The 25642-nt window shown below is 68.6% G+C and carries 22 protein-coding genes; 9 read left to right on the top strand and 13 right to left on the bottom strand.

What is annotated here, in order from left to right; translation table 11 throughout:
* A complete protein-coding gene (locus AB0I19_RS02060) occupies positions 1 to 2043 on the bottom strand; it encodes a CocE/NonD family hydrolase (protein WP_357143457.1) in 2043 nt (680 codons plus the stop codon).
* A 243-nt stretch (positions 2044 to 2286) separates the two neighbouring features.
* Between AB0I19_RS02060 and AB0I19_RS02055 the strand changes: the two genes are divergently transcribed.
* Entirely contained in the window at positions 2287 to 3084 is a 798-nt protein-coding gene (locus AB0I19_RS02055; RefSeq protein ID WP_357143455.1) for a VOC family protein, read from the top strand.
* Positions 3085 to 3117: 33 nt separating this feature from the next.
* Here the strand turns inward: AB0I19_RS02055 and AB0I19_RS02050 are convergent, their stop codons facing one another.
* On the bottom strand, positions 3118 to 4761 hold the full coding sequence (locus AB0I19_RS02050) for a helix-turn-helix domain-containing protein (protein WP_357143453.1): 1644 nt from the start codon (positions 4759 to 4761) through the stop codon (positions 3118 to 3120).
* A gap of 131 nt (positions 4762 to 4892) precedes the next feature.
* On the opposite strand from AB0I19_RS02050, the gene pruA reads away from it, so the two are divergent.
* The 3 genes from pruA (at position 4893) to AB0I19_RS02035 (ending at position 9040) form a co-directional block, all read left to right on the top strand.
* Positions 4893 to 6536, top strand: coding sequence for an L-glutamate gamma-semialdehyde dehydrogenase (gene pruA, locus AB0I19_RS02045; RefSeq protein ID WP_357143451.1), 1644 nt, complete (start codon positions 4893 to 4895; stop codon positions 6534 to 6536).
* Positions 6536 to 7498, top strand: coding sequence for a proline dehydrogenase family protein (locus AB0I19_RS02040; protein WP_357143449.1), 963 nt, complete (start codon positions 6536 to 6538; stop codon positions 7496 to 7498). Before pruA ends, AB0I19_RS02040 begins: the two co-directional genes overlap by 1 nt.
* 114 nt (positions 7499 to 7612) lie before the next feature.
* Complete coding sequence (locus AB0I19_RS02035) at positions 7613 to 9040, top strand: amino acid permease (protein ID WP_067488801.1); 1428 nt, start codon at positions 7613 to 7615, stop codon at positions 9038 to 9040.
* A 25-nt stretch (positions 9041 to 9065) separates the two neighbouring features.
* Here the strand turns inward: AB0I19_RS02035 and AB0I19_RS02030 are convergent, their stop codons facing one another.
* The gene (locus AB0I19_RS02030; RefSeq protein ID WP_357143447.1) at positions 9066 to 11132 is read right to left on the bottom strand and encodes an AMP-binding protein; all 2067 of its coding nucleotides are present in this window, start codon (positions 11130 to 11132) and stop codon (positions 9066 to 9068) included.
* Positions 11133 to 11414: 282 nt separating this feature from the next.
* On the opposite strand from AB0I19_RS02030, the gene AB0I19_RS02025 reads away from it, so the two are divergent.
* Positions 11415 to 13973, top strand: coding sequence for an ATP-dependent Clp protease ATP-binding subunit (locus AB0I19_RS02025; RefSeq protein WP_357143445.1), 2559 nt, complete (start codon positions 11415 to 11417; stop codon positions 13971 to 13973).
* A 55-nt stretch (positions 13974 to 14028) separates the two neighbouring features.
* Here the strand turns inward: AB0I19_RS02025 and AB0I19_RS02020 are convergent, their stop codons facing one another.
* From AB0I19_RS02020 to AB0I19_RS01985, 8 genes are all read right to left on the bottom strand, one after another.
* Positions 14029 to 14421 carry a hypothetical protein gene (locus tag AB0I19_RS02020; protein WP_357143443.1) on the bottom strand — a complete coding sequence of 131 codons (393 nt, stop codon included), beginning with the start codon at positions 14419 to 14421 and terminating at the stop codon, positions 14029 to 14031.
* Between the two features lie 119 nt (positions 14422 to 14540).
* On the bottom strand, positions 14541 to 14984 hold the full coding sequence (locus AB0I19_RS02015) for a carbohydrate-binding protein (protein WP_357143441.1): 444 nt from the start codon (positions 14982 to 14984) through the stop codon (positions 14541 to 14543).
* Between the two features lie 26 nt (positions 14985 to 15010).
* On the bottom strand, positions 15011 to 15373 hold the full coding sequence (locus tag AB0I19_RS02010) for a lytic polysaccharide monooxygenase (RefSeq protein WP_357143439.1): 363 nt from the start codon (positions 15371 to 15373) through the stop codon (positions 15011 to 15013).
* Between the two features lie 282 nt (positions 15374 to 15655).
* Positions 15656 to 16828, bottom strand: a complete 1173-nt coding sequence (locus tag AB0I19_RS02005) for a cytochrome P450 (protein ID WP_357145072.1) — start codon at positions 16826 to 16828, stop codon at positions 15656 to 15658.
* Positions 16829 to 16863: 35 nt separating this feature from the next.
* Positions 16864 to 17466 carry an ATP/GTP-binding protein gene (locus AB0I19_RS02000; protein ID WP_357143437.1) on the bottom strand — a complete coding sequence of 201 codons (603 nt, stop codon included), beginning with the start codon at positions 17464 to 17466 and terminating at the stop codon, positions 16864 to 16866.
* Positions 17441 to 17791 carry a DUF742 domain-containing protein gene (locus AB0I19_RS01995; RefSeq protein WP_067488806.1) on the bottom strand — a complete coding sequence of 117 codons (351 nt, stop codon included), beginning with the start codon at positions 17789 to 17791 and terminating at the stop codon, positions 17441 to 17443. Before AB0I19_RS01995 ends, AB0I19_RS02000 begins: the two co-directional genes overlap by 26 nt.
* A complete protein-coding gene (locus tag AB0I19_RS01990) occupies positions 17791 to 18201 on the bottom strand; it encodes a roadblock/LC7 domain-containing protein (protein WP_067488807.1) in 411 nt (136 codons plus the stop codon). The genes AB0I19_RS01995 and AB0I19_RS01990 overlap by 1 nt, the downstream gene beginning before the upstream one ends.
* Positions 18179 to 19567 carry a sensor histidine kinase gene (locus AB0I19_RS01985; RefSeq protein WP_067488808.1) on the bottom strand — a complete coding sequence of 463 codons (1389 nt, stop codon included), beginning with the start codon at positions 19565 to 19567 and terminating at the stop codon, positions 18179 to 18181. The genes AB0I19_RS01990 and AB0I19_RS01985 overlap by 23 nt, the downstream gene beginning before the upstream one ends.
* Before the next feature lie 251 nt (positions 19568 to 19818).
* Between AB0I19_RS01985 and AB0I19_RS01980 the strand changes: the two genes are divergently transcribed.
* Complete coding sequence (locus AB0I19_RS01980) at positions 19819 to 20250, top strand: SRPBCC family protein (protein WP_067488812.1); 432 nt, start codon at positions 19819 to 19821, stop codon at positions 20248 to 20250.
* Here the strand turns inward: AB0I19_RS01980 and AB0I19_RS01975 are convergent.
* Positions 20241 to 21122: a dihydrodipicolinate synthase family protein gene (locus AB0I19_RS01975; RefSeq protein ID WP_357143434.1), complete on the bottom strand. Its 882-nt coding sequence runs from the start codon at positions 21120 to 21122 to the stop codon at positions 20241 to 20243. The two genes, AB0I19_RS01980 and AB0I19_RS01975, sit on opposite strands and share 10 nt — an antisense overlap.
* Before the next feature lie 70 nt (positions 21123 to 21192).
* Here AB0I19_RS01975 and AB0I19_RS01970 point away from each other — a divergent pair, with 70 nt between their 5' ends.
* Positions 21193 to 22092 carry a LysR substrate-binding domain-containing protein gene (locus tag AB0I19_RS01970; RefSeq protein WP_357143432.1) on the top strand — a complete coding sequence of 300 codons (900 nt, stop codon included), beginning with the start codon at positions 21193 to 21195 and terminating at the stop codon, positions 22090 to 22092.
* On the opposite strand, the gene AB0I19_RS01965 is transcribed toward AB0I19_RS01970, so the two are convergent.
* Positions 22093 to 22812 carry a GntR family transcriptional regulator gene (locus AB0I19_RS01965; protein WP_357143430.1) on the bottom strand — a complete coding sequence of 240 codons (720 nt, stop codon included), beginning with the start codon at positions 22810 to 22812 and terminating at the stop codon, positions 22093 to 22095.
* A gap of 160 nt (positions 22813 to 22972) precedes the next feature.
* On the opposite strand from AB0I19_RS01965, the gene AB0I19_RS01960 reads away from it, so the two are divergent.
* Together AB0I19_RS01960 and AB0I19_RS01955 are read left to right on the top strand one after the other, a co-directional pair.
* Positions 22973 to 23965, top strand: a complete 993-nt coding sequence (locus AB0I19_RS01960; RefSeq protein ID WP_357143428.1) for a BMP family protein — start codon at positions 22973 to 22975, stop codon at positions 23963 to 23965.
* Between the two features lie 5 nt (positions 23966 to 23970).
* A complete protein-coding gene (locus AB0I19_RS01955) occupies positions 23971 to 25548 on the top strand; it encodes an ABC transporter ATP-binding protein (protein WP_357143426.1) in 1578 nt (525 codons plus the stop codon).
* The last annotated feature ends 94 nt before the right edge of the window (positions 25549 to 25642 follow it).

The raw sequence follows: 25642 nt of genomic DNA, 5'->3' as shown, positions 1-25642 counted from the left end.
TCACGGGATCGGCTTGTCGGTGGGCAGGTTGACGAAGCTCGGTGCCGCCGGGTCGAGGCGCACCTGCTGCGGTTCCAGCCCGGAGGCGTCGAGCATCGGGCGGAACGGCAGCGCCTTGGGCGCGTTACCCGCGTACACGTCGATCCGCACGCGGTGCCCCGGTGCGAGCACGGCCTGGGTCGGGATGACAGCGATGTCGATCTCGGTCGGCGCACCGGGGACCACGGGCAGCAACCGGTCGAGGGTGAGCGGGTTGAACGGTGCGGTGAGATCCCCGTTCACCGACCGCGCGCTGCGCCGTTCGTCGATGGCCCGCATGGATGCGGTGAGCTGACCGGTGGTGAGCACGGTGGAGGTGCCGTCGGGAGCGACATCGTTGACGGTGACGTTCCAGAATCCGTCACTGCCGGTGTGCACCGTGTTGAGCCGCACGTTGATCGGACCCGAGATCACCGTCTCCTCGGCGACCGGTGCGCTGGTGAAGGTGAGCGCGTTGCGTTCGGCGATGCGCGAGTCCTTGGCGCACGCGTCGAGCGCGGCGGTCATCCCGGCCGAGCCCTGCGCCGCGTCCCGCGAGCAGATGGTACTCAAACCCGGTGCCACCGTGAGGTTTTCGACCGCGCCGGGGCCCGTGGGACGCAGTGAACCGTCGTGCAGGCTGTCCTCGGTGGACCCGCTCGGATCGGCCGACAGATATACCCGCCGATGGGTGACACCGGGCTGCGGCCACTCGCGCAGCGTGACCCACCCGCCGCCCTGCTGTTTCACCGTCACCGGGCCGAACGCCTCGACACCGCTGTCGATGTCCTTGAGCCACTTGTCGAACCAGGCACGCTGCAACACGTCCAGCCGCGGCGGCGCCCCCGGAACACCGGTTCCCGCACCGGGATTGGCGTGATAGGTATCGCCGACGACCAGCTGCTTGCGCCCCGGGGGCAGCGGGAGCTGTTCGTAGAGTTTGGTCGCGCTGTTGGCGAAGATGTCATGCCAGCCGCCGTAGACGAACGTCGGCACGTTCACCTTCTCCGGATGACCCATGATCGCCTCGCGAAACGCCGAGGTCTCATCGAGCGCACCGTCGAGAGCGGGCGGCATGTCCTCGAGCGACGGGGTGAGCAGGGCCTGGGCGAGCAGGTCGAAATTGGTCGTCGGGTCGGCGATGCGATCGTTGAACCAGGTCCAGTCGAACGTGCCCTGGATCATCGACGCCACGTCGGGCACGAGTTTGAGCTGGTTGACCGAATTGAGCCACAGCGGAAGGAACGTCGTGCCGACACCACCGCCGGGGGCGACCACGTCGCGCATCAGATCGCTGCCGGGTTCCACCGGGAAGATGGCCTGCAGCGCGGCGGGCGCGTCTTCGGCGGCCCGCAACTGGTTGATGCCCGAGTACGAGCCGCCGCTCATGCCGATGCGGCCGTTGGACCACGGCTGGGCGGCCGCCCACTCGATCACCTCACGGGTGTCGAGCTGTTCGCGGGCGCCGAGGGTGTCCCATTTGCCCTGCGACTGACCGGTTCCGCGCACATCGGCGACCACCACGGTGTAGCCGCTGCCGATGAGTTTGCGGTCGACGCCGAGCATGGTCTGGATCATGCCGCCGTCCAGTGCCTGCATCAGATCGCCGAAACCGCTGATGGGTGTGCTCGACAGATTCAGGCGGCGCACGATGTCGACCGCGGTCGACTGCAGGCCGGGGGTGGCGGCGGCCTGCTCGATCAGGCCGGTCATGAGTTTGGAGTAGGGCGTGAGGCTCACGATCGTCGGCAGCGGCTTCTGCTCGATCACCCCTGCCGCGTCGGCGGGTCGGTACACGTCGGCCTTGAGGACCACGCCGTCGCTCATGGTGATGTGCACACCGCGCTCCACGCGCACTTCCGGATAGGTGCCCGGCGCGTCGTGCTGGGCGGTCCAGCGCACGCCTGGCACGTCGCCGCCGGGCTTGCCCGACACCTGGCCTGCCCCGCAGGCGAGCACCGCTGTGATCGCGAGAATCGCCGTCAGCACACGGACGAGCCCACGTTCGGAACCTCTCAACGTCATCGAGTCGCTCCCGACCGGTTCGTTCATCGTTGACCTAGCCACCGCAGATCGGCGCCGAAACTGTAACAGTGGTAACGACTTGCGGCGGGCAGCGCCGGACCGCTCGGAGGGTCGCAGTGAACACGTATCGTTCCAGTTCAGGGCGTTATCCTCGGCGACGGACGTGTCGGTGGGCAGTGGTTGACTTGGCGCGTGCCGACCGACCCGGCCGGTGTCATTCATCGACGAGGAGGACGTTCGACAATGCCGACACGTGACGAACCATGGCCCCAGGGCACGCCGTGCTGGGTCGACTGTCAGGTCGACGACCCGGCCGCCGCCCGCACGTTCTACAGCGCGCTCTTCGGTTGGGACATCCAGGACGCGGGCGCGGGTGGGTATCTCATGGCGATGCTCGACGGTAGACCCGCGGCGGGCATCGGACCCAAACCCGACGACATGCGGCAGATGCCGTCGGTGTGGACCACCTATTTCGCGGCCGAACGGGCCGACGAGATCGCCGAGCGCGTCACGAAGGCCGGTGGTCAGGTGTTCGTGCCACCGTTCGACGTACTCGACGTGGGGCGGATGTTCGTCGCCGCCGACCCGACCGGCGGCGCCTTCGGCGTCTGGGAGGCCAAGCGCCACATCGGTGCCGGGGTGTTCAACCAGCACGGCGCCTACTGCTGGAACGAGCTGCACACCCCCGGCTACGACCAGGCACACGAGTTCTACAACAGCGTGTTCGGCTGGAACTACACCGAAATCGGTGACGGGGTGAACTTCACCTACTCCACTTTCTCGCTGCCCGGCGACAAGCACGAGGTCGGCGGGATGATGGACGCCTCGGCGCTCGGCAATCCGCCGTACTGGCTCACCTGGATCCAGGTCGACGACGCCGACGGCACCCTGAACAAGGCGACCGAACTGGGCGCGAAGGTGATCATGGGGCCCGACGACAGTCCGTTCGGGCGCATGGGAATTCTGCAGGCACCCCAGGGCGAGGTGCTCGGTGTGATCGACCCGGCCAAGGCCGTCGGTGAGGTTCCGACGGGAGCGTGACGACGCGGTTCGGCGTGGCGCGGGGGCGGTTCGTCAGGCCGAACCGGCATTTCGGGAGTGGTCGCGCGGTGGGCAGGCGGCGAGCTGGATTTCCAGGAGCAGGCGGTCGTCGGGGTCGGTGAGGTCGATGCCGAGGATGGATTCCACGCGGCGCAGGCGGTAGCGCAAGGTGTTCGGGTGCACGCGCAGGGCGGCGGCCGCGGTGCTCACTTCGCCGTGGGCGCGCAGATAGGTGCGGATCGAGTCGCGCAGGTCGGCGCCGTGGTCGCGGTCGTAGGCATCGAGGGCGGCCAGGCGCGGGTCGTGCAGGTGAGGGTGGTCGCGGATCAGGTCGACGATCTCGGTGAGCAGCACCGCCGTTCTCGCCTCGGCCAGAGTGGTCACGCGGCTGCCCTCGGCGGTGGCGGCGGGGCTGTCCAGCACGCGGTCGACCTCGGCGCGGGCTCCGGCGACGGCCGTCAGCCCGGCCACCGGCGCGGCCACCGCGGCGCGGACAACCAGCCCACGCACCTGCTCGAGCTGGGCGACCAGCTCACGCACCCACGACCCGACACCATGCTCTGAGTGATAGGAGGGCAGCAGCACATACACCCGCTCACCGATCGCCTCGGTGACCGAATCGCCACGAAAAGCACTGGCGTGCAACCGGATCAGGCCGCTGGACGCGGCGAGTTCAGCGGCCGGACCGAGCGCGGCGAAACCGATCACCGCGGCGGGACCCGCTTCGGGCAGACGCAGGGCAGCCGCGACCGACGGCACGTCGACTCCTTCGCCGTGTGCGCCGAACAGCCTGCGCACCAGCACGGCCTCGGTCGAGGGTGCGTCCAGTGACCGCGCGATGATGCGCGCCGCAACCGCCGACGCACCGCTCAGTACCTGGGCGGCGTCCGGGCGCAGCGGCCGGTCGCCCTGCTGTAACCAGATCGTGCCGAGCATCCGGTCCTCGGCGCCGTCGGTGGCCCGCCGGATACCGACCACCAGCCTGCGGCGGATCCCGAGTTCGGGGTGGTCGGGGACGTCGACCACCTCGTCGGTGCGGCGCACCCGGTCGAACACGCCCCACTCGCGCAGTATCCGCAGGTAGTCGGCCGGGCCCTCGCGGCCGAGGATCGAGCGGATGCGCAACTGGTCGGCGGCGGCGTCGGAGGCCGAATAGGCGAGCACGTGCGAGTGCGGGTCCTCGATGCTCACCATGCCGCCTGTTTCGGCCGCCACCACCTGCGCCAGCCCGAACAGGTCGGTGTCGGGAGCGAGCAGGTCGGGTTCACCGGCCTCGGTCCGGCCGCCGGGCGCGCGGGTGAGCATGCGGCGGACGAGGCCGAACACCTGGTCCCAGCGGGCATGCCGGTGCACCTGCACCAGCGCGATCCCGGCCGCATGGGCGGCCGCACGCACTGCCGGTGAGTCGTCGGCACGCTTGGTCATCAGCAGTCGCGGCCGCTGCGCGAGCGGGCGGGCACCGACACCGCGCAGCCACCGTACGGTCTGCTCGGAATCGACGCCGACCAGCAGATACACCTGCGCCAACACACCGTCGGCCTCGAGGTGTTCGGCCAGGTCGGCGGGCTCGGCGAGGGCGACAGTGCGCACGACCACCTGCTCCCCCGCCGGTGCGTCGACCAGCGTGGCCACGGTGTGGTCGAGCGCGCCGAGCAGCTCGGCCAGTGTCGTCTCCATACGCGCGCTCCATTGTCCGATCAGACTAAACATTGAGCAGAACTTCGTCCGATCAGCCGATTATGACCGATGCCGAGGGGTGTTGACTACGTCACATCCCGCTACCGCCGTACGACGCAGGAGAGGCACTCATGGACGCCATTGCGACCACCCCGCCGCCGGTGAACGAGCCTGTCGGCACCTTCGCGCCGGGCACACCCGAACGCACCCGGCTGCAGACCGCACTCACCGAACTGGCCGACACCCCGACCGAGATCTGCCACGTGATCGGCGGTCGCCACCTACGCGGCGACGGACCGGTGTTCGAGGTCGTCCAACCACACCGCCACAGCGCCGTACTCGGCACCCTGCACGACGCGACCTCCGCCGAGGCCGCCGCTGCCGTCGAAGCCGCCACCGAGGCCGCACCCGCCTGGCGGGCGATGTCGTTCGACGACCGCGCCTCGGTGTTCCTGCGCGCGGCCGATCTGCTCGCCGGTCCGTGGCGCGAAAAGATCTGTGCGGCAACGATGCTCGGTCAGTCCAAGTCGCCGTATCAGGCCGAGATCGACGCACCGTGCGAACTGGTCGACTTCTGGCGGTTCAATGTGTCGTTCGCGCGCAAGATCATCGCCGAACAGCCGCTGTCCTCGCGCGGGGTGTGGAACCGCATGCAGTACCGCTCGCTGGAGGGCTTCGTCTACGCGGTGACCCCGTTCAACTTCACCGCCATCGCAGGCAATCTGCCGACCGCGCCCGCACTGATGGGCAACACGGTGGTGTGGAAGCCCGCGCGTTCGCAGGCGGTGGCCGCGTACCTGACGATGTGCCTGCTCGAGGAGGCGGGTCTGCCGCCCGGCGTCATCAACCTCGTGCACGGCGCCGGACCCGAGGTCTCGGAGGTGGTGCTGCCCGATTCGCGCCTGGCCGGTGTGCATTTCACCGGGTCCACGGCCACCTTCCAGCATCTGTGGCGGGAAGTGGCGACGAACCTGGACCGCTACCGCACCTATCCCCGGCTGGTCGGCGAGACCGGTGGCAAGGACTTCGTGCTCGCGCATCCGTCGGCGGATCCGGCGGTACTCACCACCGCGTTGCTGCGTGGCGCGTTCGACTACCAGGGCCAGAAGTGTTCGGCCGCCTCGCGGGCGTATGTGCCGCGTTCGGTGTGGTCGGCGATGTCGGAGGACCTGATCGAGAAGACGGCGTCGCTGCGCTACGGCGATGTCACCGATTTCACGAATTTCGGTGGGGCACTGATCGATCGGCGCGCCTTCGACCGCAATACCGCCGCGCTCGAGCGGGCCAAGGCCACCCAGGGGATCACCGTGGTCGCGGGCGGGCACAGCGACGACAGCGTCGGCTGGTTCGTGGAACCGACGGTGGTGGTCGGCGACGACCCGGGCGACGAGATCTTCCACACCGAGTACTTCGGTCCGATCCTCGCGGTGCACGTCTACGACGACTCGACACCCTCGGGTTTCGATGAGGCCATGAATCTGGTCGACGCGGGCGCCTACGGTCTCACCGGCTCGATCATCGCCCAGGACCGCGCCGCCATCGCCGCCGCCACCGAGCGGCTCACCTTCTCGGCGGGCAACTTCTACATCAACGACAAGCCCTCGGGTGCGGTCGTCGGCCAGCAGCCCTTCGGCGGGGGACGGGCCTCGGGCACCAACGACAAGGCGGGCTCGGCCCAGAACCTGCTGCGCTGGACCTCCGCGCGCACGATCAAGGAGACCTTCACCCCGCCCACCGAGCACGGTTACCCCCACCAGGAATCGGAGGCCAACTGATGTCGGCACTTCTGCGCTCGGCACTGCTCGCAGCGGCGCGCTCGGCACAACTGGAACGCGCCGTCACCCGGCTGCCGGTGAGCCGCGATGTGGTGTCACGGTTCGTCGCGGGAACCACCACCGACCAGGTGGTGTCCACCGCCGAAACCTTGCTCCGCTCAGGGCGTTTCATCAGTATCGACTACCTCGGTGAGCACACCACCGACCTGACGCAGGCGCAGGCGACGGTCGAGCAGTACCGCGTTCTCATCGCCGCGCTGGGACGCCTGCCCCAGGCCGAGACCACGCCGGGAGCCGTTCGGCCGCTGGAGGTCTCGGTCAAATTGTCGGCGCTCGGACAGGCCCTGCCGCGCGACGGACACGCGATCGCCCGCGAGCACGCCCACCAGATCTGCACCGCCGCCGAGGCGGCCGGACTGTGGGTGACCGTCGATGCCGAAGACCACACGACCACCGATTCGACCCTCGCGATCGTCACCGAGCTGCGCGAGGACTTCCCGTGGCTCGGCACCGTTCTGCAGGCCTACCTGCGCCGCACCGAAGAGGACTGCCGTGCGCTGGCGGGCCCGCAGTCGCGGATCCGGCTGTGCAAGGGTGCCTACGACGAACCGGAATCGGTGGCCTTCCGCGACCGTGCCGAGGTCGACGCGTCCTATCTGCGTTGCCTTGGTGTACTCGCCGCCGGGCAGGGCTATCCGATGATCGCCTCCCACGACCCCGCGATCATCGCCGCCGCCGGTGCGGCCGTCGCGGCGGCACGGCGCAAGTGCGAGGAGTACGAGTACCAGATGCTGTACGGCATCCGCGACGACGAACAGCAGCGACTCACCGCCGAGGGCAACCACGTTCGCGTGTACATCCCCTACGGCGACCAGTGGTACGGCTATTTCATGCGCAGGCTGGCCGAACGACCCGCCAATCTCGCCTTCTTCCTGCGTGCGCTGGCAGGCGGACGCGGGTAACGAGCCGCTCTCCATTCGGGCACTACCACTGAACAATATTCATTCTCGGGGTCGGGAACGGCGATGCGGCGGTGTACTGATCACGCGGCCAGGCCGCCGACGGAAGGAACAGCGATGTCTTTCGCAGAGTTGCGCGCCCAGATGCTGCGCCGTAAACCACTCGTCGAGGTCGAAGACGAGATTCCCGGCGACGAACGCCTCGCCAAATCACTCGGTCTGTGGCAGCTCACCGCCATCGGTGTCGGCGGCATCATCGGCGCGGGCATCTTCACCCTGGCCGGATCGGTCGCCCACTCGGTGACCGGGCCCGCGGTGCTGATCTCGTTCCTGATCGCCGGTGTCGCCAGCGCGGCCGCCGCGCTGTGCTACGCCGAGTTCGCGGGCATGGTGCCGAAGGCGGGCTCGGCCTACACCTACGGGTATGTCTCGCTCGGTGAGCTGGCCGGCTGGTTCATCGGCTGGGACCTGCTGCTCGAGTACATCGCGGTCGCCGCCGTCGTCGCCATCGGGGTGTCGGGGTACTTCGGGTTCCTGCTCGATCAGGTCGGCCTGACGCTGCCCGAATGGATGCTGGGCGCGCCCGATACCGGTGACGGCCGGGTGATCGACCTGTTCGCGGTGCTGTTCTGCCTCGGCACCGCCTGGGTGCTCTCGCGCGGGATCGGCAGCGTCGGCCGTTTCGAGACCGTCGCGGTCGGCATCAAGGTCGCGCTGGTCGTGCTCATCGTGGTGCTCGGCGTGTTCCACATCGACAGCGCCAACTACGACCCGTACTTCCCCTACGGCGCGGGCGCGGTGTGGACGGGCGCGGCGACGGTGTTCTTCGCGGTGTTCGGTTACGACGCCATGAGCACCGCCGCCGAGGAATCCATCGATGGGCGCAAGCACCTGCCCAAGGCGATCATCTACTCCCTCGCCATCGCGATGGTGCTCTACGTGCTGTGCACGCTGGTACTCACCGGCATGCAGAAGTACACCGAGATCAGCCCCACCAGCGGGTTCTCCACCGCCTTCGAATCGGTCGGGATGCCGGGCGTCGCCAATATCATCGCCGTCGGCGCGATCGTCGGCATCATCACCGTCGTGCTCACCTTCATGCTCGGTGTCACCCGCGTGTGGTTCGCGATGAGCCGCGACGGGCTGCTGCCCATCTGGTTCGCCAAGACCCACCCCACCCGCAAGGTGCCGACCAGGGTCACCTGGATCGTCGGCATCGGCGCGGCGATCCTGGCCGGTGTGCTGCCGATCAACACCGTCGCCGAGCTCACCAATATCGGCATCCTGATGGCGTTCATCGTGGTCTGTGTGGCCGTGATCGTGTTGCGGCGCACCAGGCCCGACGCGCCGCGCTCGTTCCGGCTGCCGCTGATGCCGGTGATCCCGCTGATCGGCATCGGCTTCTCGGCGTACCTGATCTGGTCGCTGCCGTGGGAGACCTGGGTGCGGTTCGCGGGCTGGTTGCTCGTCGGGCTCGTGGTGTATTTCGCCTACTCGCGCAAACATTCGCTGCTGAACCGGCCCGCACCGGAGAAGATCACCTAGCCGCACCGGGGCAGGCGCCGCGCGATCACTCGCTCAGCGCCTGCTCCGGCCGGACGAGCATCCACTTGAGGATCTTGCCGGTCTCCCCACGCGGCAGCGCGTTGATGAAGGTGACATCGCGCGGCACCGAGAACCGGCTGAGGCGGTGACGGATATAGGTGCGGATCATGTCCGGATCCAGGCCCGCCCCTTCCCGTTTCACCACGAACGCGGCCAGGCGCTGCCCGAACTCGCGATCGGGGACACCGACCACGGCCACCTCGGTGATCTGCGGCAGGTGGGCCAGCGCCTCCTCCACCGGTCGCGGAAAGACGTTCTCGCCGCCGGAGATGATCATCTCGTCGTCGCGGCCCGCCACGAACAGCCTGCCCGAGGCGTCGAGATAGCCCAGGTCGCCGGTGTCGAGCATGCCGTCGGCCTCCTCCGGCGGCGCGGCGTTGACGTACCCGTCGAAGAGCATGTGGTTGGCGACGAAGATGTGCCCGACCGCGCCGACCGGCACCGGGCGCAGATCGGGGCCGAGCACCCCCACGCGGGTACCCAGCGGCGGGCGGCCCGCAGTGGTCGGCGAGACCCGCAGGTCGGCCGGGGTGGCCACACTGGCCCAGGACACCTCGGTGGAGCCGTACACGTTGTAGAGCACGTCGCCGTAGGTGTCGAGGAACCGCAGCACGGTGGCACCGGCCAGCGGCGCGCCGCAGCTGACCACGTGCCGCAGACTCGACAGGTCGAAGCTCGCGCGGACGTCGTCGGGGACATCGAGGAGGCGTTCGACCATGGTCGGCACCACGATCAGGGTGGTGATGCGGTGTTCGCTGATCGAACGGAGGCACTCGATCGCGTCGAAGCCGTCGCTGAGCACGACGGTGGCGCGTAGTGCCGTGCTGAGCTGCAGCCCGGCCAACCCCCAGGTGTGGAACAGCGGCGCGGGCACCAGCACCACTTCCTCCACCCGCAACGGAATCCGCGACAGCAGGGCGGCGATGGTGCCGAAACCCTTGGCGTGCGGGCGGCGGGCGCCCTTGGGTGAGCCGCTGGTTCCTGAGGTGAGCACGATCAGCCTGCCGGGATGGGCGGGCACGGGAAAGTCCTCGACCCCTGCGGCGATCAGGCCTTCGATGGTCGCGCGTTGCGGATCGGGCGGGTTGGCGTCGGTGGTGAAACGCGGGATCTCGCTGTGCAGGTAGCGGATCAGCGTTTCGAGTTCCCCGTCGACGAACACCGCGCTGAGGCGATGACGCTGCACGATCTCCTCGATCCGCCGCCCGGAAAGCCCCGCGTTGAGCAGCGCGACGTCGACGCCGAGTTTGCCCGCGGCGACCATGGTCTCGACCATGCCCGCGTGATTGCGGGCCAGCAACCCGATCGCGTCACCGGCGCGCATGCCGAGTTCGTACATGGCACCGGCCAGGGCGTCGGAGCGCGTGTCGATCTCGCGGTAGGTCCGGGTGCCGAACCGATCGAGCACCGCGACCCGGTCCGGGGAGTGCGCGGCACCGGCGGCGTAACCGCCCGCCAGGTTGAAGCCCCACTTCGACAGGGAGCGAAGCTGTTTGAGGATCGACACCGGTTCCGGGCGCATCAGACCGGTGGCCGCGATGGACCGCGCCACCCCGGCGTTGCGGCGCAACGGGGAGCGTTCGGCGTTGACGACCACCGACGACCTGGTCCCCGCGATCACGTCGGCGGTGCGGCGCAGACCCGCCTTCACCCAGTCGGTGACCACCGAGTTGCTGCGTTGCGCGAGCATCGGATGCACCCGGGCGGCGGCGAACAGCGTGATGTCGAGCCGGGTGCGCTGCTGGTCGCCACGCAGCCGCACCGAGGCGAAGCTGCCGAGTGCGGGGCTGCGCAGTTCGAAGCTCTCGTACCAGCGGCCGATGCCGAGGACGAACTCATGGGTGTGGATGCCCGTGTCCACCGAGCCGACCCGGACCTGCCACACCACCGCTCCGTCGGGGTGATCGATCCGTTCGCAGGCGCCGATGCCGGTGAACATGCGGGGATAACTCTGCGGATCGAGCAGGACATCCCAGAGGGCTTGCCTGGCGATGGTGAAATCCGCGCTGACATCGATGACGTCGGTGACCAAACTCCGTGCTCTTCCCAACAACCGGGCACGACGGTCGATCCCGTCGTGCGGGTCGTCACGCTACCGTCGAGCGCCGTCCCAGAACCAAGAATCAGACAAATCCGGTGGTATCGGACGGTTTCCACCGGATTTTGGTCGGTCCGCCATCGGCTCGACGACGCGGATGTGAAACTGCCCAATGGCTTGCACAGCACCGGAGGATGCCGAAGTATTGCTGGAAGCACGGTCCCGATCTACAGGAGTCGCCGCTGGCTGCGGCACGACGAGCGAAGAGGTGCGGACATGACAGCGAGCTGGCCCGGTTCGAGCGATCCCTTCGACGACATCTTCCAGCGCTTTTTCGGTTCCGGGATGTCGGCGAAACCGCCGGTGCAACGCATCGACCTGAGCCGACTGATGACCGACGACGCGAAGTTGCTGGTCGGTGCGGCGCGGCAGGCTGCCCAGCAATGGGGCAACCCGGAGATCACGCCCGAGCACCTGCTCTACGCCGCCGCCGAGACCGAACCCGCGCGCGACATGATCGATGAACTTAGCCTCGACGCCGACCAGGTCGCCGAGCAGATGCAGGACTACCTCGACACCGGTGCGGCCGGCGGGTACGACCTGGCCGACATCACCCTCAGTCCGGCGACCAAGCTGGCCATGCGTGCCGCTCAGCGCCAGGCCGCGCAGTCCGGCAGCACCTACATCGGGCCCGAACACATCCTGCTCGGCATCGCCTCGCTGCCCGACAGCATCGCGGCCCAGACGCTGGTCGCGGGTCTGGCGGCCAGCCAGAGCGGTGGCGGCCCGACACCGGGCACGGCAGCCGCGCAGGCCAAACGCCAGCAGCAGAAGACCGATACCCCGACGCTGGACGAATACGGTCGCGATCTCACCGCCGAAGCCCGCGAGGGCCTGATCGACCCGGTGGTCGGGCGGGCGGAGGAGATCGAGGAATCCATCGAGATCCTCTCCCGGCGACGCAAGAACAACCCGGTCCTGATCGGTGATCCCGGCGTCGGCAAGACCGCGATCGTGGAGGGTCTGGCCCAGCGCATCGTCAACGGCGACGTGCCGACCTCGCTCGCCGACCGCCGGGTGATCGCCCTGGACGTCGGCTCCCTGGTGGCGGGCAGCAAGTATCGCGGTGAGTTCGAGGAACGGCTCACCAAGATCCTCGACGAGGTCCGCGCCCACAAGGACGAACTCGTGGTGTTCATCGACGAGCTGCACACCATCGTCGGCGCCGGTGGTGGCGGCGAGGGTTCGATGGACGCGGGCAACCTGCTCAAGCCCGCTCTCGCGCGCGGTGACCTACACGTCGTCGGTGCGACGACGATCGACGAATACCGCAAGTACATCGAGAAGGACGCCGCGCTCGAGCGCCGGTTCCAGCCGGTGATGGTCGCCGAGCCGTCGGTGGCCGACACGATCGAGATCCTGCGCGGGCTGGCCGACGTGTACGAGGAACACCACCAGGTGCGCTACTCCGACGAGTCGCTGGTCGCGGCGGCGCAACTGTCGGATCGCTACATCACCGACCGGTTCATGCCCGACAAGGCGATCGACCTGGTCGACCAGGCCGGCGCGCGGGTGCGGTTGCGTTCGGGCACCGCCGACCCGGAGGTCAAGGCCAAGGAAGACGAGATCGCGCGCCTCTACCGGGAGAAGGACGCGGCGGTCGACAACGAGGACTACGAGAAGGCCAAGGCGCTCAAGGCCGAGATCGCCGCCGCCGAGGAGGAGCTGGAGGAATCCGGTGCCACCTCCGCGGAACCGGAGGTGCAGGTGGTCGACATCGCCGAGGTCATCTCGCGGCGCACCGGCATTCCGGTGGCCGACCTGACCGCCGAGGAGAAGCAGCGCCTGCTCGAGCTGGAGAATGTGCTGCACAAGCGGGTGATCGGGCAGAACGAGGCGATCGTGGCGGTGGCCGAGGCGGTGCGCCGGGCGCGCGCCGGGCTCAAGGACCCGAACCGGCCCATCGGGTCGTTCCTGTTCCTCGGTCCGACCGGTGTCGGCAAGACCGAGCTGGCCAAGGCGCTGGCCGAGGCGGTGTTCGGCGACGAGGACCGGCTGATCCGCTTCGACATGAGCGAGTTCCAGGAGAAGCACACGGTCTCGCGGCTCGTCGGCGCCCCGCCCGGATATGTCGGGTACGACGATGCCGCCCAGCTCACCGACAAGGTGCGCCGTCAGCCGTACTCGGTGATCTTGTTCGACGAGGTCGAGAAGGCGCACCCCGATGTGTTCAACGTGCTCCTGCAACTGCTCGACGACGGGCACGTCACCGATTCCAAGGGCCGCACGGTGGATTTCAAGAACACCATCGTCATCATGACCTCCAACATCGGTTCGCAGCTGATTCTCGACGCGCCCGCAGGTGATCTGGATTCGATCGTTCCCCAGCTCGAGGAGAAGTTGCGGTCGCACTTCCGGCCGGAGTTCCTCAACCGGATCGACGAGCAGATCGTGTTCCACCGGCTCGACAAGTCGCAGCTCGAGGAGATCGTCGGGCTCATCCTCGACCGCACGCGGCGCATGCTCGCTGCCCAGGACGTCGAACTCGACATCAGCCAGCCTGCGGTGGACTGGTTGGGCGAGAAGGGTTTCCAGCCCGAGTTCGGTGCCCGTCCGTTGCGTCGTACGGTGCAGCGCGAACTCGACAACCGGGTGTCGCGGCTGCTGCTCGACGGCGGGCTGGAGCCCGGCGGCACGGTGCACGTCGACACCTCGGGCGACGATCTGGTGGTCACCGCGACCATGCCCGACAACCCGTCCGCGGGCAACGGTGCGGCTCCGAAGAAGGGCTCCAAGAAGAAGGGCTCCGACAAGAAGCTGGTCGACTCGAAGTGAGTCGAACGACGGTGGCCCGGTCCGCGGAAAGACCGGGCTACCGTCGTCTCAGCGGTCAGCCGCCGGTGACCACGCAGGACTCACCGAAGCGGTACCCACGGCCGACGCTCACGTCGACGGCGCGACCGATGCCGTCCTGGACGGCGGCCAGGGTGTGCGCTCCGGTGCTCGACGGCACCCACGGCATGGTGGCGATGCCGTCGGTGGGGTTCACGACCGCGAGCAGCGTGCCGTTGTCGTAGAAGGCGACAGGAACGATGCCGACACTGAGCCGAGCCTCGAGGTAGTGCGTGCACCCGGTGCCGTAGTTCGTCGAACTTCCCACGCTCAGGCTGGGATTCACCGTCAGTTGTGACACCCCGGCCGAAGCCGTCGGCGCACCGAACATCACTGCCGCTACAACCGTTCCGACGGCCGCGACGGCCACACCGCAAGTCCTGTCACTCATATCTCACGTCCTTGTGCTGCGAGGCCGGCCGAACGCGAGGCCGGCGAGGTTTTCCCAATCCTGGCCCCATCCGCACACCGATGGTGGGAGAAACACCCGAATCGCTCGCATTCGTCCAGCTATCCCCGCGACCAGAGCGCCGGGGTGTTCGGCGGGGTCCAGTTGGGGTCGTGGACGGTATGGGCCTGGTGGCAGGTGTAGGTGACGCCCTGGTAGGTGACCCTGTCGCCGATGGCGTAGGTTGCGCCCTGACGCCATGTCGATACCGCCGGTGCTGTCGTCGTCGGGTGTTCGTGTTCCCCACCCGGCTGGGACGTCGTCGGGGGCGCGGTGCTGGTGGCCGGTGGATTCGTGGTGGTCACCGGCGGTTTCGTGGTAGTCGGCGGCGCGGGTCGGGTGGTGGTCGGCGTCGGCGGCTTCGTGGTCGTTGCCGGTGGGGTGCCGCCGATCTCGAGGGCGACACAGCTGTAGAAGGCGGCCGCGGTGTCTCCGATGTTCCAGACCGCGCGCAATTTCTGCCGGCCGGTGTACTGCGACAGGTCGATGGTGTGGGTGACCTCCATGGGGGGCTGCTCGTTCCGCCCGTCGATCACGGCGACCCGGGTATTCCCGATAAAGTACTCCCAGTCGCGGTGCGATGATTGGCGGTGTTCTTCCAGGTGAATGTGACGCTGCCGGAAACCCGCTGTGGAACCCAGCCGAGGCTGTCGTCGTCGAGTTCCGGATATTTGTTCGCGCTGCAATTGGTGAGCCCCTTCGGCCCCTCGACACTCTGCGGCTCGTATTTCACCGCACCGCAGGAGACGAGGCCGCGCGCACATTGTTCCTGCCTGCTGGCCGGGCCGGTCACCCAGCCGTGCGCATTCGCGACCGAGGGCGGGGCGAGCAGAGCAGCGATGATAAAGAACAGTTCGATTCGAACTGACTGGGACGGTAGGCGCGCGAAGATCACGGGTCAACAGTCGCGGCGGCGAAGAATTCGCTTTCCTGCCGGTATTTCTACACAAATGACCATTCTGCGAATTCAGCGAATTCCGTCAGGAGAACCAACCGGTACGAACCCCCGGCAATATCTCGGCTAATTGCACAGTTGAGAGAACTGATGCTGTTTGCCGGGCGTTGTCGACAGTTTGCTCAGGGGTAAAACGACAACCGCCCACCACTCGGCAGTACCGGTGGTGGGCGGAACGAGCCAATCTCGAGCGACTCCCCGAAATTCCGGGGGACAACCCGATCAGGGCATCGGCAGGGGCGGTGTATTCGGGAAGACGACCGGCAGCGCGGCCAGGGACCGATGGAACGGGCCGGGGCGCCAGACCAGCTCTTCGGGGGGTACGGCGAGCCGGATCTCCGGGAGGGCGTCGAGCAGCTGATCGATGGCGTCCTGCACGATCAGGTACGCGACCGATTTCGCGGGGCAACCGTGCGGGCCGGTGCTCCACGACAGGTGGGCGCGATTGTGGATCACGTCCAGGCCCGCGATCGCCGGATCGTTGTTGCAGGCCGCCATGCTGATGACGACCGGTTCGTGCGCGGGCAGCCAGGTGTCCTCGATGAGGGTCGGCTGCCGGGGGTAGGTCATGCAGAAGTTGGCCAGCGGCGGGTCGGTGAACAACACCTCGTCGAGGGCGTCGCGCGTCGACATACTGCCGCCGAGCACATCGCCGGCGAAGCGGTCGTCGGTGAGCATCAGGCGCAGCGTGTTGACCACCAGATTGAGCATGGGCTCGATGCCCGCGCCGTAGAGCACCAGCAACTGGTGCACCAGTTCCTCGTCGGTGAGCGCCGCCGGGTGCTGCAGCAGCCGGGTCGCCACGTCGTCGCCCGGCTCACGTTTGCGCAGCCCGACCAGGTCGGCCAGGGCGTTGGCCACCAGGTTGTTGCCCGCTTCGGCGTCGGTGCCGCCCTCGAAGATCTGCGACATCCCGGTGGCCACCTGCTGACCGATCTCGGGTGTGCAGCCGAGCATCGAGTTCAGCGCCTGGAACACCAGGGGAAACGCGTACTGGCTCAACAGGTCCGCCGAGCCGCTGGCACAGAAGCTGTTGATGAGCGGGATCGCGAACTGCTCGACCGTGCTGTGCATCGCGTACAGGTCGACCCCGGCCAGACCGGCCACATTGGCCTGCCGGTAGCGGGCGTGCTCGGCACCGGTGGTGCGCAGGGCCGCGGGACGGAACTGCAGCATCGGCAGCACCGGGCAGTCCTTGGGAATGTTGCGTTCCCACATGCGCGGGTCGGCCGGGAAGTGGTCGGGATCGTTGAGGATCCGTACCGCGGTGTGATAGCCGATCACCAGCGTGGCCCGGATTCCCGGTGAGAGTTCAACGGGGACAAGGGATCCGAACCGTTCCCGCATCTGCCGGTAGGCAGCTTGCGGGTCGGCCGCGAATTCGGGCGAATACATCGGCACCCGGATATCGGCCGCGAGGTCTTGCAAGGTCACCGAACTGCCGCTTCCTGCCTCTGAAATAGGTACTCGGCCAACGTGATCAGCGCACGCAGACCGTGATCGCGGCGTCGCGCGTCGACCGCGATCACCGGGGTGTCGGGGGTGAGGTCGAGCGCCTCACGCACCTCGTCGAGGGGGTAGCGGCGGAAACCCTCGAACTCGTTGACCGCCACCGCGTAGGGGACGCCGCGTTGTTCGAGCGCCGAGAGCACGTCGTCGGCCTTCTCGATGCGCCGGGTGTCGACCAGGACGAGGGCGCCGAGCGCACCGCGCGCCAGTTCCTCCCACAGCGGCGCGAACCGCTCCTGACCCGGCGTGCCGAAGAGGTAGAGCGCCAGTTGCGGATTGAGGGTGAGCCTGCCGAAGTCGAGGGCGACGGTGGTCTGCACCTTGCTGCCGAGTCCGGCCAGATCGTCGACACCGATACTCGCCTCGGTGATCGTCTCCTCGGTGCGCAGCGGCCGGATCTCGGACACGGCGCACACGAACGTCGTCTTGCCGACGCCGAAATTGCCCGCGACCAGGATCTTCACCGACCTGGTCACCGTTTCGGCGACGTAGTCGACCTCAGCCTGCGAGGACACGGAGACCATGGAGCACCTCCTTGATCAACGCCAGCTCCGGCTTCACCTCGGCCGGGGTGGGGCAGTGTAGGTGTCCGCTGTCGAGCAGGTCGGACACGATGATCTTCACCACCGAGGCGGGCAGGTCGAGATACGCCGAGAGTTCGGCGATCGACAGCGCGCCACGGCGGCTGGTGAGCGCGAGTACCCGGCGCTCGTCGGGTCGGTGATCGGCGCGCGGGTCGGCGACGGCGCGGACGAGGGTCACCAGATCGAGTTCGTGCGCGGCCCTTGTCCGGCCGCCGGTACGCACATAGGACCTGACCAGGTCGGGGTCACGCCTGCCTCGGCTCATTACCTGACACCGTGCCGTGGCGCCGCACCGATCTCGTGGCCGACCCGCGCGGCCAGTTCGTTCATCCGGTGCGCCACCAGCGCCACGTCGACATCGGCGGTGGTCGCGACACCGAGCAGCGCGCCGACACCGGCGGCGGTGATCATGATCATGCCCTCGTCGTATTCGGTCATGTTCTGGCGCACCGTGTTCGCCGGTGACCCGCAGAACTCGCCTAGGGCCTTGCCGAGCGAACGTAGACCGGAAGCGGCCGCCGCGAACCGTTCGGCGTCGTCCTTGGCGACGCCGTGGGAGTGCGCGATGCGAAGGCCGTCGTCGGATAGCAGCACGGCGAAGCGGACGCCGGGGATCTCGAGATCCTCGAGCAGCCATGCCAAACGGTTGGTGCTATCGGCTACCGGTGTGCTCATCGGCTGTTCCTTCCGTGGATCGCTCGGCCGCAGCGGCACGACCGCTGCGGGAACCGCTGTGCCAGGCAGCGGCGAGGTCGGGGCGAGCCTGCCCCACTTCCGTGGTCACCCCCGCCGAATCCGGGGCGACCGGGCGGCGGCGCCGTTTGGGCAGCCCACCGCTGGTGATTTCGTGCACGGCCGCGCGTGGGCCGTCGGTCTCGACAGGGTCGGGCACGGGCACCGGGATGTGCGCGGGCGCGGCCAGTTCGGGTTCGGGGATTCTCGGCGCCTCTCCGCTCACCAGCAGCGCCGACGGCACATAGACCATCGCGCGCATGCCACCGTAGATATTGGGACCGTCGACATGCACGGAGAAGCCGTAGCGGCGTGCGAGTGCGGCGATACCGGGGAAACCGACCTTGGGCGCAGGCCCGAGGTCGTGGATGTCGACCGAGCGTTCACCGCTGAGCACCAGGCGCGCGTCCTCGAGCTGCTCGGGGCTCATCCGCATGCCCGCGTCGTCGACGATGATCGTGACGCCGTGATGGCCTTCCTGGAAGCCGACCTCGACGAACGAGGACGGCGGCGAGTACCGCAGCGCGTTGTCGAGCAGGGTGGCCAGGGTGTGCACGAGCGGCTCGACGGCGCGGCTGATGACGATGCGTTCCGATTGGGCCGAATGGACCCGGAGGAACTCACGCACGCGCCCGGTGGCGCCGCCGGCGACGTCGGTGAGCGACTGCTGTGGCCAGCGCCTGCCGGGGAGGCCACCGGAGACGATCACGTAGGACTGCGCCTGCCGGATCATCTGCTGCACGGTGTGGTCGATGCGGGTGAGCGTTTCGTAGACGGCGTCGTCGCGGTGCTCGCGCAGCGCGGTGCTCACCACCTGGCCGAGGTCGGTGCCGAGGCTCACCACCGAGGTGCCGAAGGAACGCACCGCCGCACTGGTCGCCGCGCGGGACGACGCCTGCAGTTCGGCGCGGGTCTCTTCGCGGGCGGCCTGGATCTCGGCGACGCGGCGTTGCTCGCCGTAGCGCTCGACCATCGCCCGTGTCTCCTCGGCGACGACGCGCAGGTCGTCGGCGTGGCCGGTCGCGATCGCCTGCAGCGACTCGCCGAGGGGCGCGTCGCGTAATTCGGCGGGCAGTTCCACCGCGACCGACGGAATGTCGTGTCGCCGTACGGCATCGGTGATGGCGGGCAGGGTGATCTGGGCGAGGTGATGTACCGCCGCCTCACAGAGTTCACGCTCCCGCTTGGCGGTGTCGGCGCGTGCGCGTTGTTTGCGCTCGTTGTGCATGGCGAGCACAGCCACAGCGATGGCCGCGAGGACCACCAGGGCTCCGATGATGAGCGACAGCACCGCGATTCCGGAGTTCATCTGATCTTTCGTCGTCGTTCCACCCGGGCAGCCGCCCTCGAGGGAACCATCCCGGATACCCGATAGACAGTCCCCGCTTCCAGCGACCCGCACACAGTAGCAGCACTGTGACCGATTCGAGATGGAACCTGCTGTCAGGCACGGGAATTGCCGCTGATATTACCCAATTTCCGCAGGCACGGGGTTGTCGAAACACACGATGGTCCGGATGCGGTGGTCGCGGAACCGGGAGTACCGGATACTATCCCGCCGTGGCCAAACTGAAGCTCACCATCGACGTCCCCCTCGCCCCGGACAAGGCATGGGACCACGCCTCCGACCTGGAGCACCTCGGCGACTGGCTGGCGATCCACGAGGCCTGGCGCGGCACCGTCCCCGAAGAACTCACCGAGGGCACCGTGCTGGTCGGTGTGGCGCGGGTGAAGGGGTTCCGCAACAAGGTCACCTGGACGGTGCGCACCGCCCAGCCGCCGCACAAGCTGAAGTTGACCGGAGCGGGCATCGGCGGCACCAAGTTCGGCATCGATCTCGCCGTGCAGCCCAAGGGCGACGGTTCGGCGGTCGACCTGACCGTCGAACTCGGCGGCGCGCCGCTGTTCGGCCCGATCGGCTCGACCGTGGCCAAGGCACTGCGCGGCGATTTCGAACGGTCGCTGGCGAAGTTCGTCGAACTCTACGGCTGAGTCCCGGCCGCCGACAGCGCCGCCGCGACCGATTCGGCCGAGGCGGGCAGCAACGGCAGACGCACCGCCGCGCTGGGGATTTCGCCCCGCGCGGCGAGTACACCCTTGACGACCGTGGGGTTCGGTTCGGCGAACAGGGCGGCACCGAGGGCGTCGAGACGGTTACCCACCGCGCGACCACGCGCGAGATCGCCTGTCCCCCAGGCTCGCACGAGTTCGGCGTACCCGGCGGGCGCGACATTGGCCGCGGCGAGGATCGCGCCGTCGGCGCCGAGCGCCAGCAGTGGCGAGGCGAAACGGTCGTCGCCCGCCAGCACGGTGGTCCGGTCCCCCACGGTCGCCATCAGTTCCACGGTGGCATCGGTGATGCCTCCGACCGAGTGCTTGAAACCGGCGATGTTCGCGATGGTGGTGAGCCGGATCAGGGTTGCGGCGCCGAGCGGGCGCGCGGTCCGGTACGGCACGTCGTAGACGAGGATCGGCGCCGGGCTCGCGGCCGCGACTGCGGTGAAGTGCGCGATCACACCCTCTTCGCTGGGTCGGACGTAGTAGGGCACCACCGACAGCACCGCGGCCGCCGACGACGGCACGGCAGCCACCGCGGCGGCGGTCTCGGCGGTGGCGTTGCCGCCCGCGCACACGATCAGCGGCGCGTCCCGTTCTGCACACACCGTGGCGCAGATGTCGAGCACCTCGGCGCGTTCGGCGGGCGTCAACGCAGTCGGTTCGGCGGTCGTGCCGAGTGCGACGAGCCCGGTGGCGCCCGCGTCGAGGACCGTGTGGGCGTGCGCGCGGAGTGCGTCGGGAGCGAGGGCGCCGTCGGCCGTGAAAGGTGTGACGAGGGGGACGAACAGACCGTGCAGCGATGTCATGACTCCATCGTCGAACCCCGCGACCGTAAGGTCCAGTTCACGTTCATGAGGTAGAACGTAAGCTGAACTGATGCTCGATGTCCGCAAACTCCGCCTGCTGCGCGAACTCGCTCACCGCGGGACCATCGCGGCGGTCGCCGAGGCCCTCAGCTACACGCCGTCGGCGGTGTCCCAGCAGCTCAGCGCGCTCGAGAAGGACGCGGGGGTCGCCCTGCTCGAGCGATCGGGCCGCCGGGTGACGCTCACCCCCGCCGCCCACCTGCTGGTCGGCCACACCGAGACCGTGCTCGCCGCCCTCGAACGCGCGGACGCCGAATTGGCCGGTGCGCGGACCGCATTGGTCGGCACACTGCGCATCGGCGCGTTCCCCACCGCCGCGCGGACCCTGCTCTCCCCCGCCCTGGTCGCCCTGAGCACCGAACACCCACGCCTGGAACTCACCGTCACCGAGATCGATCCGGCCGACGTACCCGACGCCCTGCGAGCAGGCACCCTCGACATCGCGCTCACCCACGACTACGACCTGGTGCCCGCCGACACCGACCGGGCGTTGCACACCGAACCACTGCACACCGAAACGGTCTTTCTCGCCACCCGCGATCCGGCGCCCGCCGACGATCCGTTGCGCGCCAACCGCGACTCGCCCTGGATCGCGGGCACCCCCGGCACGCTGTGCCACACGATGACGATCCGTGCCTGTCAGGCAACGGGTTTCACACCGCGCGTGCGTCATCACGCCGACGATTTCGACACGGTGCTCGCCCTGGTGGCCGCCGGTGCGGGCGCCGCGATCATCCCAGGCCTGGCGTTGTACGCACCGCCGGAACAGCTGGCCCTCACCGCGTTGCCGATTCGCCGCCGCACTCGCCTCGCCTACCGCAACGGCACCGGCGACCATCCGGCCGTGCGCGCGGCACGCAGTGCCCTCCACCATGCGGCCGCCGCCGGCCGAGCTCCGGCGGGCGGCTGATCACGCCGATCTGTCGCGGTTCGTGGTGCGCTGACGCGTGCGGGTGGCGCTCACCGGGTCGATGGCGGGCGTCGCCCACTGCTCGGCAAGGGCCAGGCTGGGTTCTCGCCCGGAGGCGACGTGGCGGTAGGCGATGTCGGCCGCGGCCCGCGGATCGCCTGCCGCGATCGCGGCGTAGAGCGCCTCGTGTTCCTCGCATTGGGTGCCCGGGTCGCGTTCCTTGGTGAGGTGGAACAGCCAGCGCACGCGAGACTCCAAGGGCCGCAAGAGCGATTGCAGCAGCGGGTTGCCGGAGATCTCCACGATGAGCGCGTGGAATCCGGCGTTGGCGGCCGCGATGGCGGCCTGCTCGCCGCGTTCGGTTGCCCGTCGGGCGGCGGTGAGCTGGGTGCGCAGCGCGGTGAGGTCGGCGGGTTCGGCTCGTTCGGCGGCCAGCCGAGCGGCCAGCACCTCGAGGCTCTCGCGCACGTCGAACAGGTCGCGCACATCGGCGACCGTGAACGGGGCGACGATCGCGCCCTGCCGGGGCACGATCACCACCAGCCCTTCGCGTTCGAGCAAATGCAGCGCTTCGCGCAGCGGAATCCGGGAGATGTCGAGTTCGGTGGCGAGATCTCGTTCCACCAACCGCTGCCCCGGACTCAACCGCAGATCGATGATCCGATCCCGCAGTTCCTCGTACGCCTGATCTCGCAGCGACTTCTTGACCGGTCCCGCCACCACACCATCCTTCCGCCCCACTTCCGACTCCACGGTAGCCCCGCGCGCACCGTGCGACCGATTCTTACTTTTCGGTAATCCGGCCGTCATTCGCGGACCGCACGCTGACACTTAACGGTATACCGCTAAGTGGGCGGTTCGTTCGATCAAGGAGTACCTCGTGCACAACTCCACCCGGCGCGCGATCGCCTTCGGCTCGGCCGCCCTCGCCGCCGCTGCCCTGTTGTCGGCCTGCGGTTCCGCCGACACCGCCGCGGCGGGCGGCAAACTGAAGGTCGGCGTGTTCTTCCCCGGTTCGCTCTCCGACACCGGCTTCATGCAGTCGGGATATCTCGGCTACCAGCGCGTCGCCGAAACCCTGGGCGACAAGGTCGAATTGAGCAAGGTCGAGCAGGTGGCGGCGGCCGACTATCAGCAGGCGCTCGTCCGTTTCGCCTCGACCAACGACCTGGTCATCGCGCTCGGCGGCCAGACCGATGCCGATGTGCGCAAGGTGGCCCCGCAGTTCCCGAGCGTGAAGTTCGTGGAGATCGGTGGGCCCGCCGACGCGAAGCCGATGGCCAACCTGGCCTACTACGACCCGCAGCAGGCCGAGGCCGAGTTCCTCAGTGGCGCGGTGGCCGCGGCCGGATCCGAGACCGGCGCGGTGGCCTTCGTCGGCGGCGTCGAACTGCCCGCGATCGTCAACGCCGCCAACGCTTTCGGTAACGGCGCGCGGTTCGCGAAGCCGGACGCCAGGGTGCTGACTCCGCAGTACGTCGGTGATTTCAACGACCCGGCCAAGGCCAAGCAGGCCGCGCTGGCCGACTACGGCGCGGGCGCGGGCACGCTCGGTCAGATCGTGAACCTGGGCAAGGCCGGCCTGGAGCAGGCAGCGGCCCAGTCCGGCGCCACCTTGGTCGGCGGTCCGATCCCCGGCGACTGCACCGATCCGGTGTATCTGGGCTACGTGCACACCGATATCGGTGCCGAGGTCGAATACGCGGTGAAGGCGGCGCTCGACAACACCTGGAAGGCCGAGAACGTGCGCTTCGGGCTCACCTCGCCCAACGACGGAACCGATTTCGTGCTGTGCGATAAGGACGCCGCGGTCGCCGACGCGCTCGCCAGGGCGAAGACGGCCCTGTCCACCGGCGCGGTCAAGCCGTACTGATGGCGATGGGCACTCCCGCATTGACCCTGTACGGGGTCGGAAAGAGCTTCGGCGCGGTCCGGGCATTGCACGACGTGGACGTCACCGTCGAATCCGGCACCGTCCACTGTGTTCTCGGCGAGAACGGCGCGGGCAAGTCGACGCTGTGCAATCTCGTCTTCGGCGGCTATCCCCCCGATACCGGACGAATCGAACTGGGCGGCAGGCCTTTCCGGCCCGATTCGCCCGCCGCCGCGATGAAGGCGGGCGTCGCCATGGTGCACCAGCACTTCAGTCTGGTGACCACCATGACCGTCGCGGAGAATCTGCTGCTCACCCAGCACGGTTGGCGATTGCGCCGCAGGGATCTGACCAGCCGTCTCGACGAGATCGCCCACCGCTATCGTCTGCGCATCGATCTCGACCAGCAGGTCGCGACGATGCCGGTGGGCGCCCGGCAGAAGGTCGAGATCGTCAAGGCCCTGCTGCGCGATCCGGCGCTGATCCTGCTCGACGAACCGACGGGAGTGCTCGATCCGGCCGAGATCGACGCGTTGATCGACACCTGCCGCGCCATCGCCGCCGACGGCAAGGCCGTGGTCCTGGTGACGCACAAACTGGGCGAGGTGGCCAGGGTCGCCGATGCCGCGACGGTGCTGCGCCGCGGCACGGTCGCCGGCGGCGGTCCGCTCCCCGAGACCACGATCTCCGAGTTGCTCACCGCGATGGTCGGCCGCGAGGCAACCGATCTCGACCCGACCGTGGCAGCGACGATCGGCTTGGATCCGGGCGAGCACAGGACCGCGGGTCGACGCCGCGACGAAACCGTCATACCGCACGAATCGAACCCACCCGCAGCGGTTCTCACCGTCGACGGGGTGACCGTCCACCGAGCCGACGGCAGTATCGCGCTCGACGAAGCGAGCCTGGCCGTGCGGCCGGGCGAGATCGTCGGGATCGCGGGCGTCGAGGGCAACGGGCAGAGCGAGCTCGTCGCGGTGCTGGCTGGTGGCACCCCGGTGCGGGCGGGCACTGTCGCGCTCGCCGGAGCCGACATCACCACAGCGAACCCCGCCACACGGACATCGCTCGGTCTCGGCGTCGTCCCCGAAGATCGCCACCGCGACGGCATGGTCGCCGACATGACGCTGGCCGAGAATCTCTTCCTCGGCAGCCTCGGCCGGTTCCGCCGCTTCGGCCTCCTCGACAAACAGGCCATGGGTCGCGCCGCGCAGGCCGAACTCGATCGCTTCGATGTACGCGCGGCCGGTCCGTGGGTGCCGATGGGATCGCTGTCGGGCGGCAATCAGCAGAAGGTCGTGCTGGCGCGCGAACTGTCGGCGGCGAACCTGCGCTGCCTGGTCGCTGCCCAGCCGACGCGCGGATTGGACATCGGCGCAGTCGATTTCGTGCTGACACAGCTGCGGCACGCGGCCGCGCGTGGCTGCGGCGTGCTGGTGGTATCGAGCGAGGTACCCGAACTGCTCGCCCTGTGCGACCGCATCTTCGTCGCCTATCGCGGGGAACTGGCCGGGCCCGTCGAAACCACTGATCCGGGCGCCGCACAACAGATCAGCGAATTGATGATGGGAGTCGCGGCATGAGCGCACCGGGTCGGACCACAGCGCCCGAGACCCCGTCTCGACCGGCGTCGCGGGGCGTTTCGCGCGGCCTCGGCAAGCTCTCCGCGTGGCACCA

The sequence above is a fragment of the Nocardia sp. NPDC050413 genome, from assembly GCF_040655475.1.
Classification (GTDB): Bacteria; Actinomycetota; Actinomycetes; order Mycobacteriales; family Mycobacteriaceae; genus Nocardia; species Nocardia coubleae.
The sequence above is the reverse complement of the archived record's forward strand: the minus strand, read 5'-3'. Positions and strand labels throughout refer to the sequence as shown.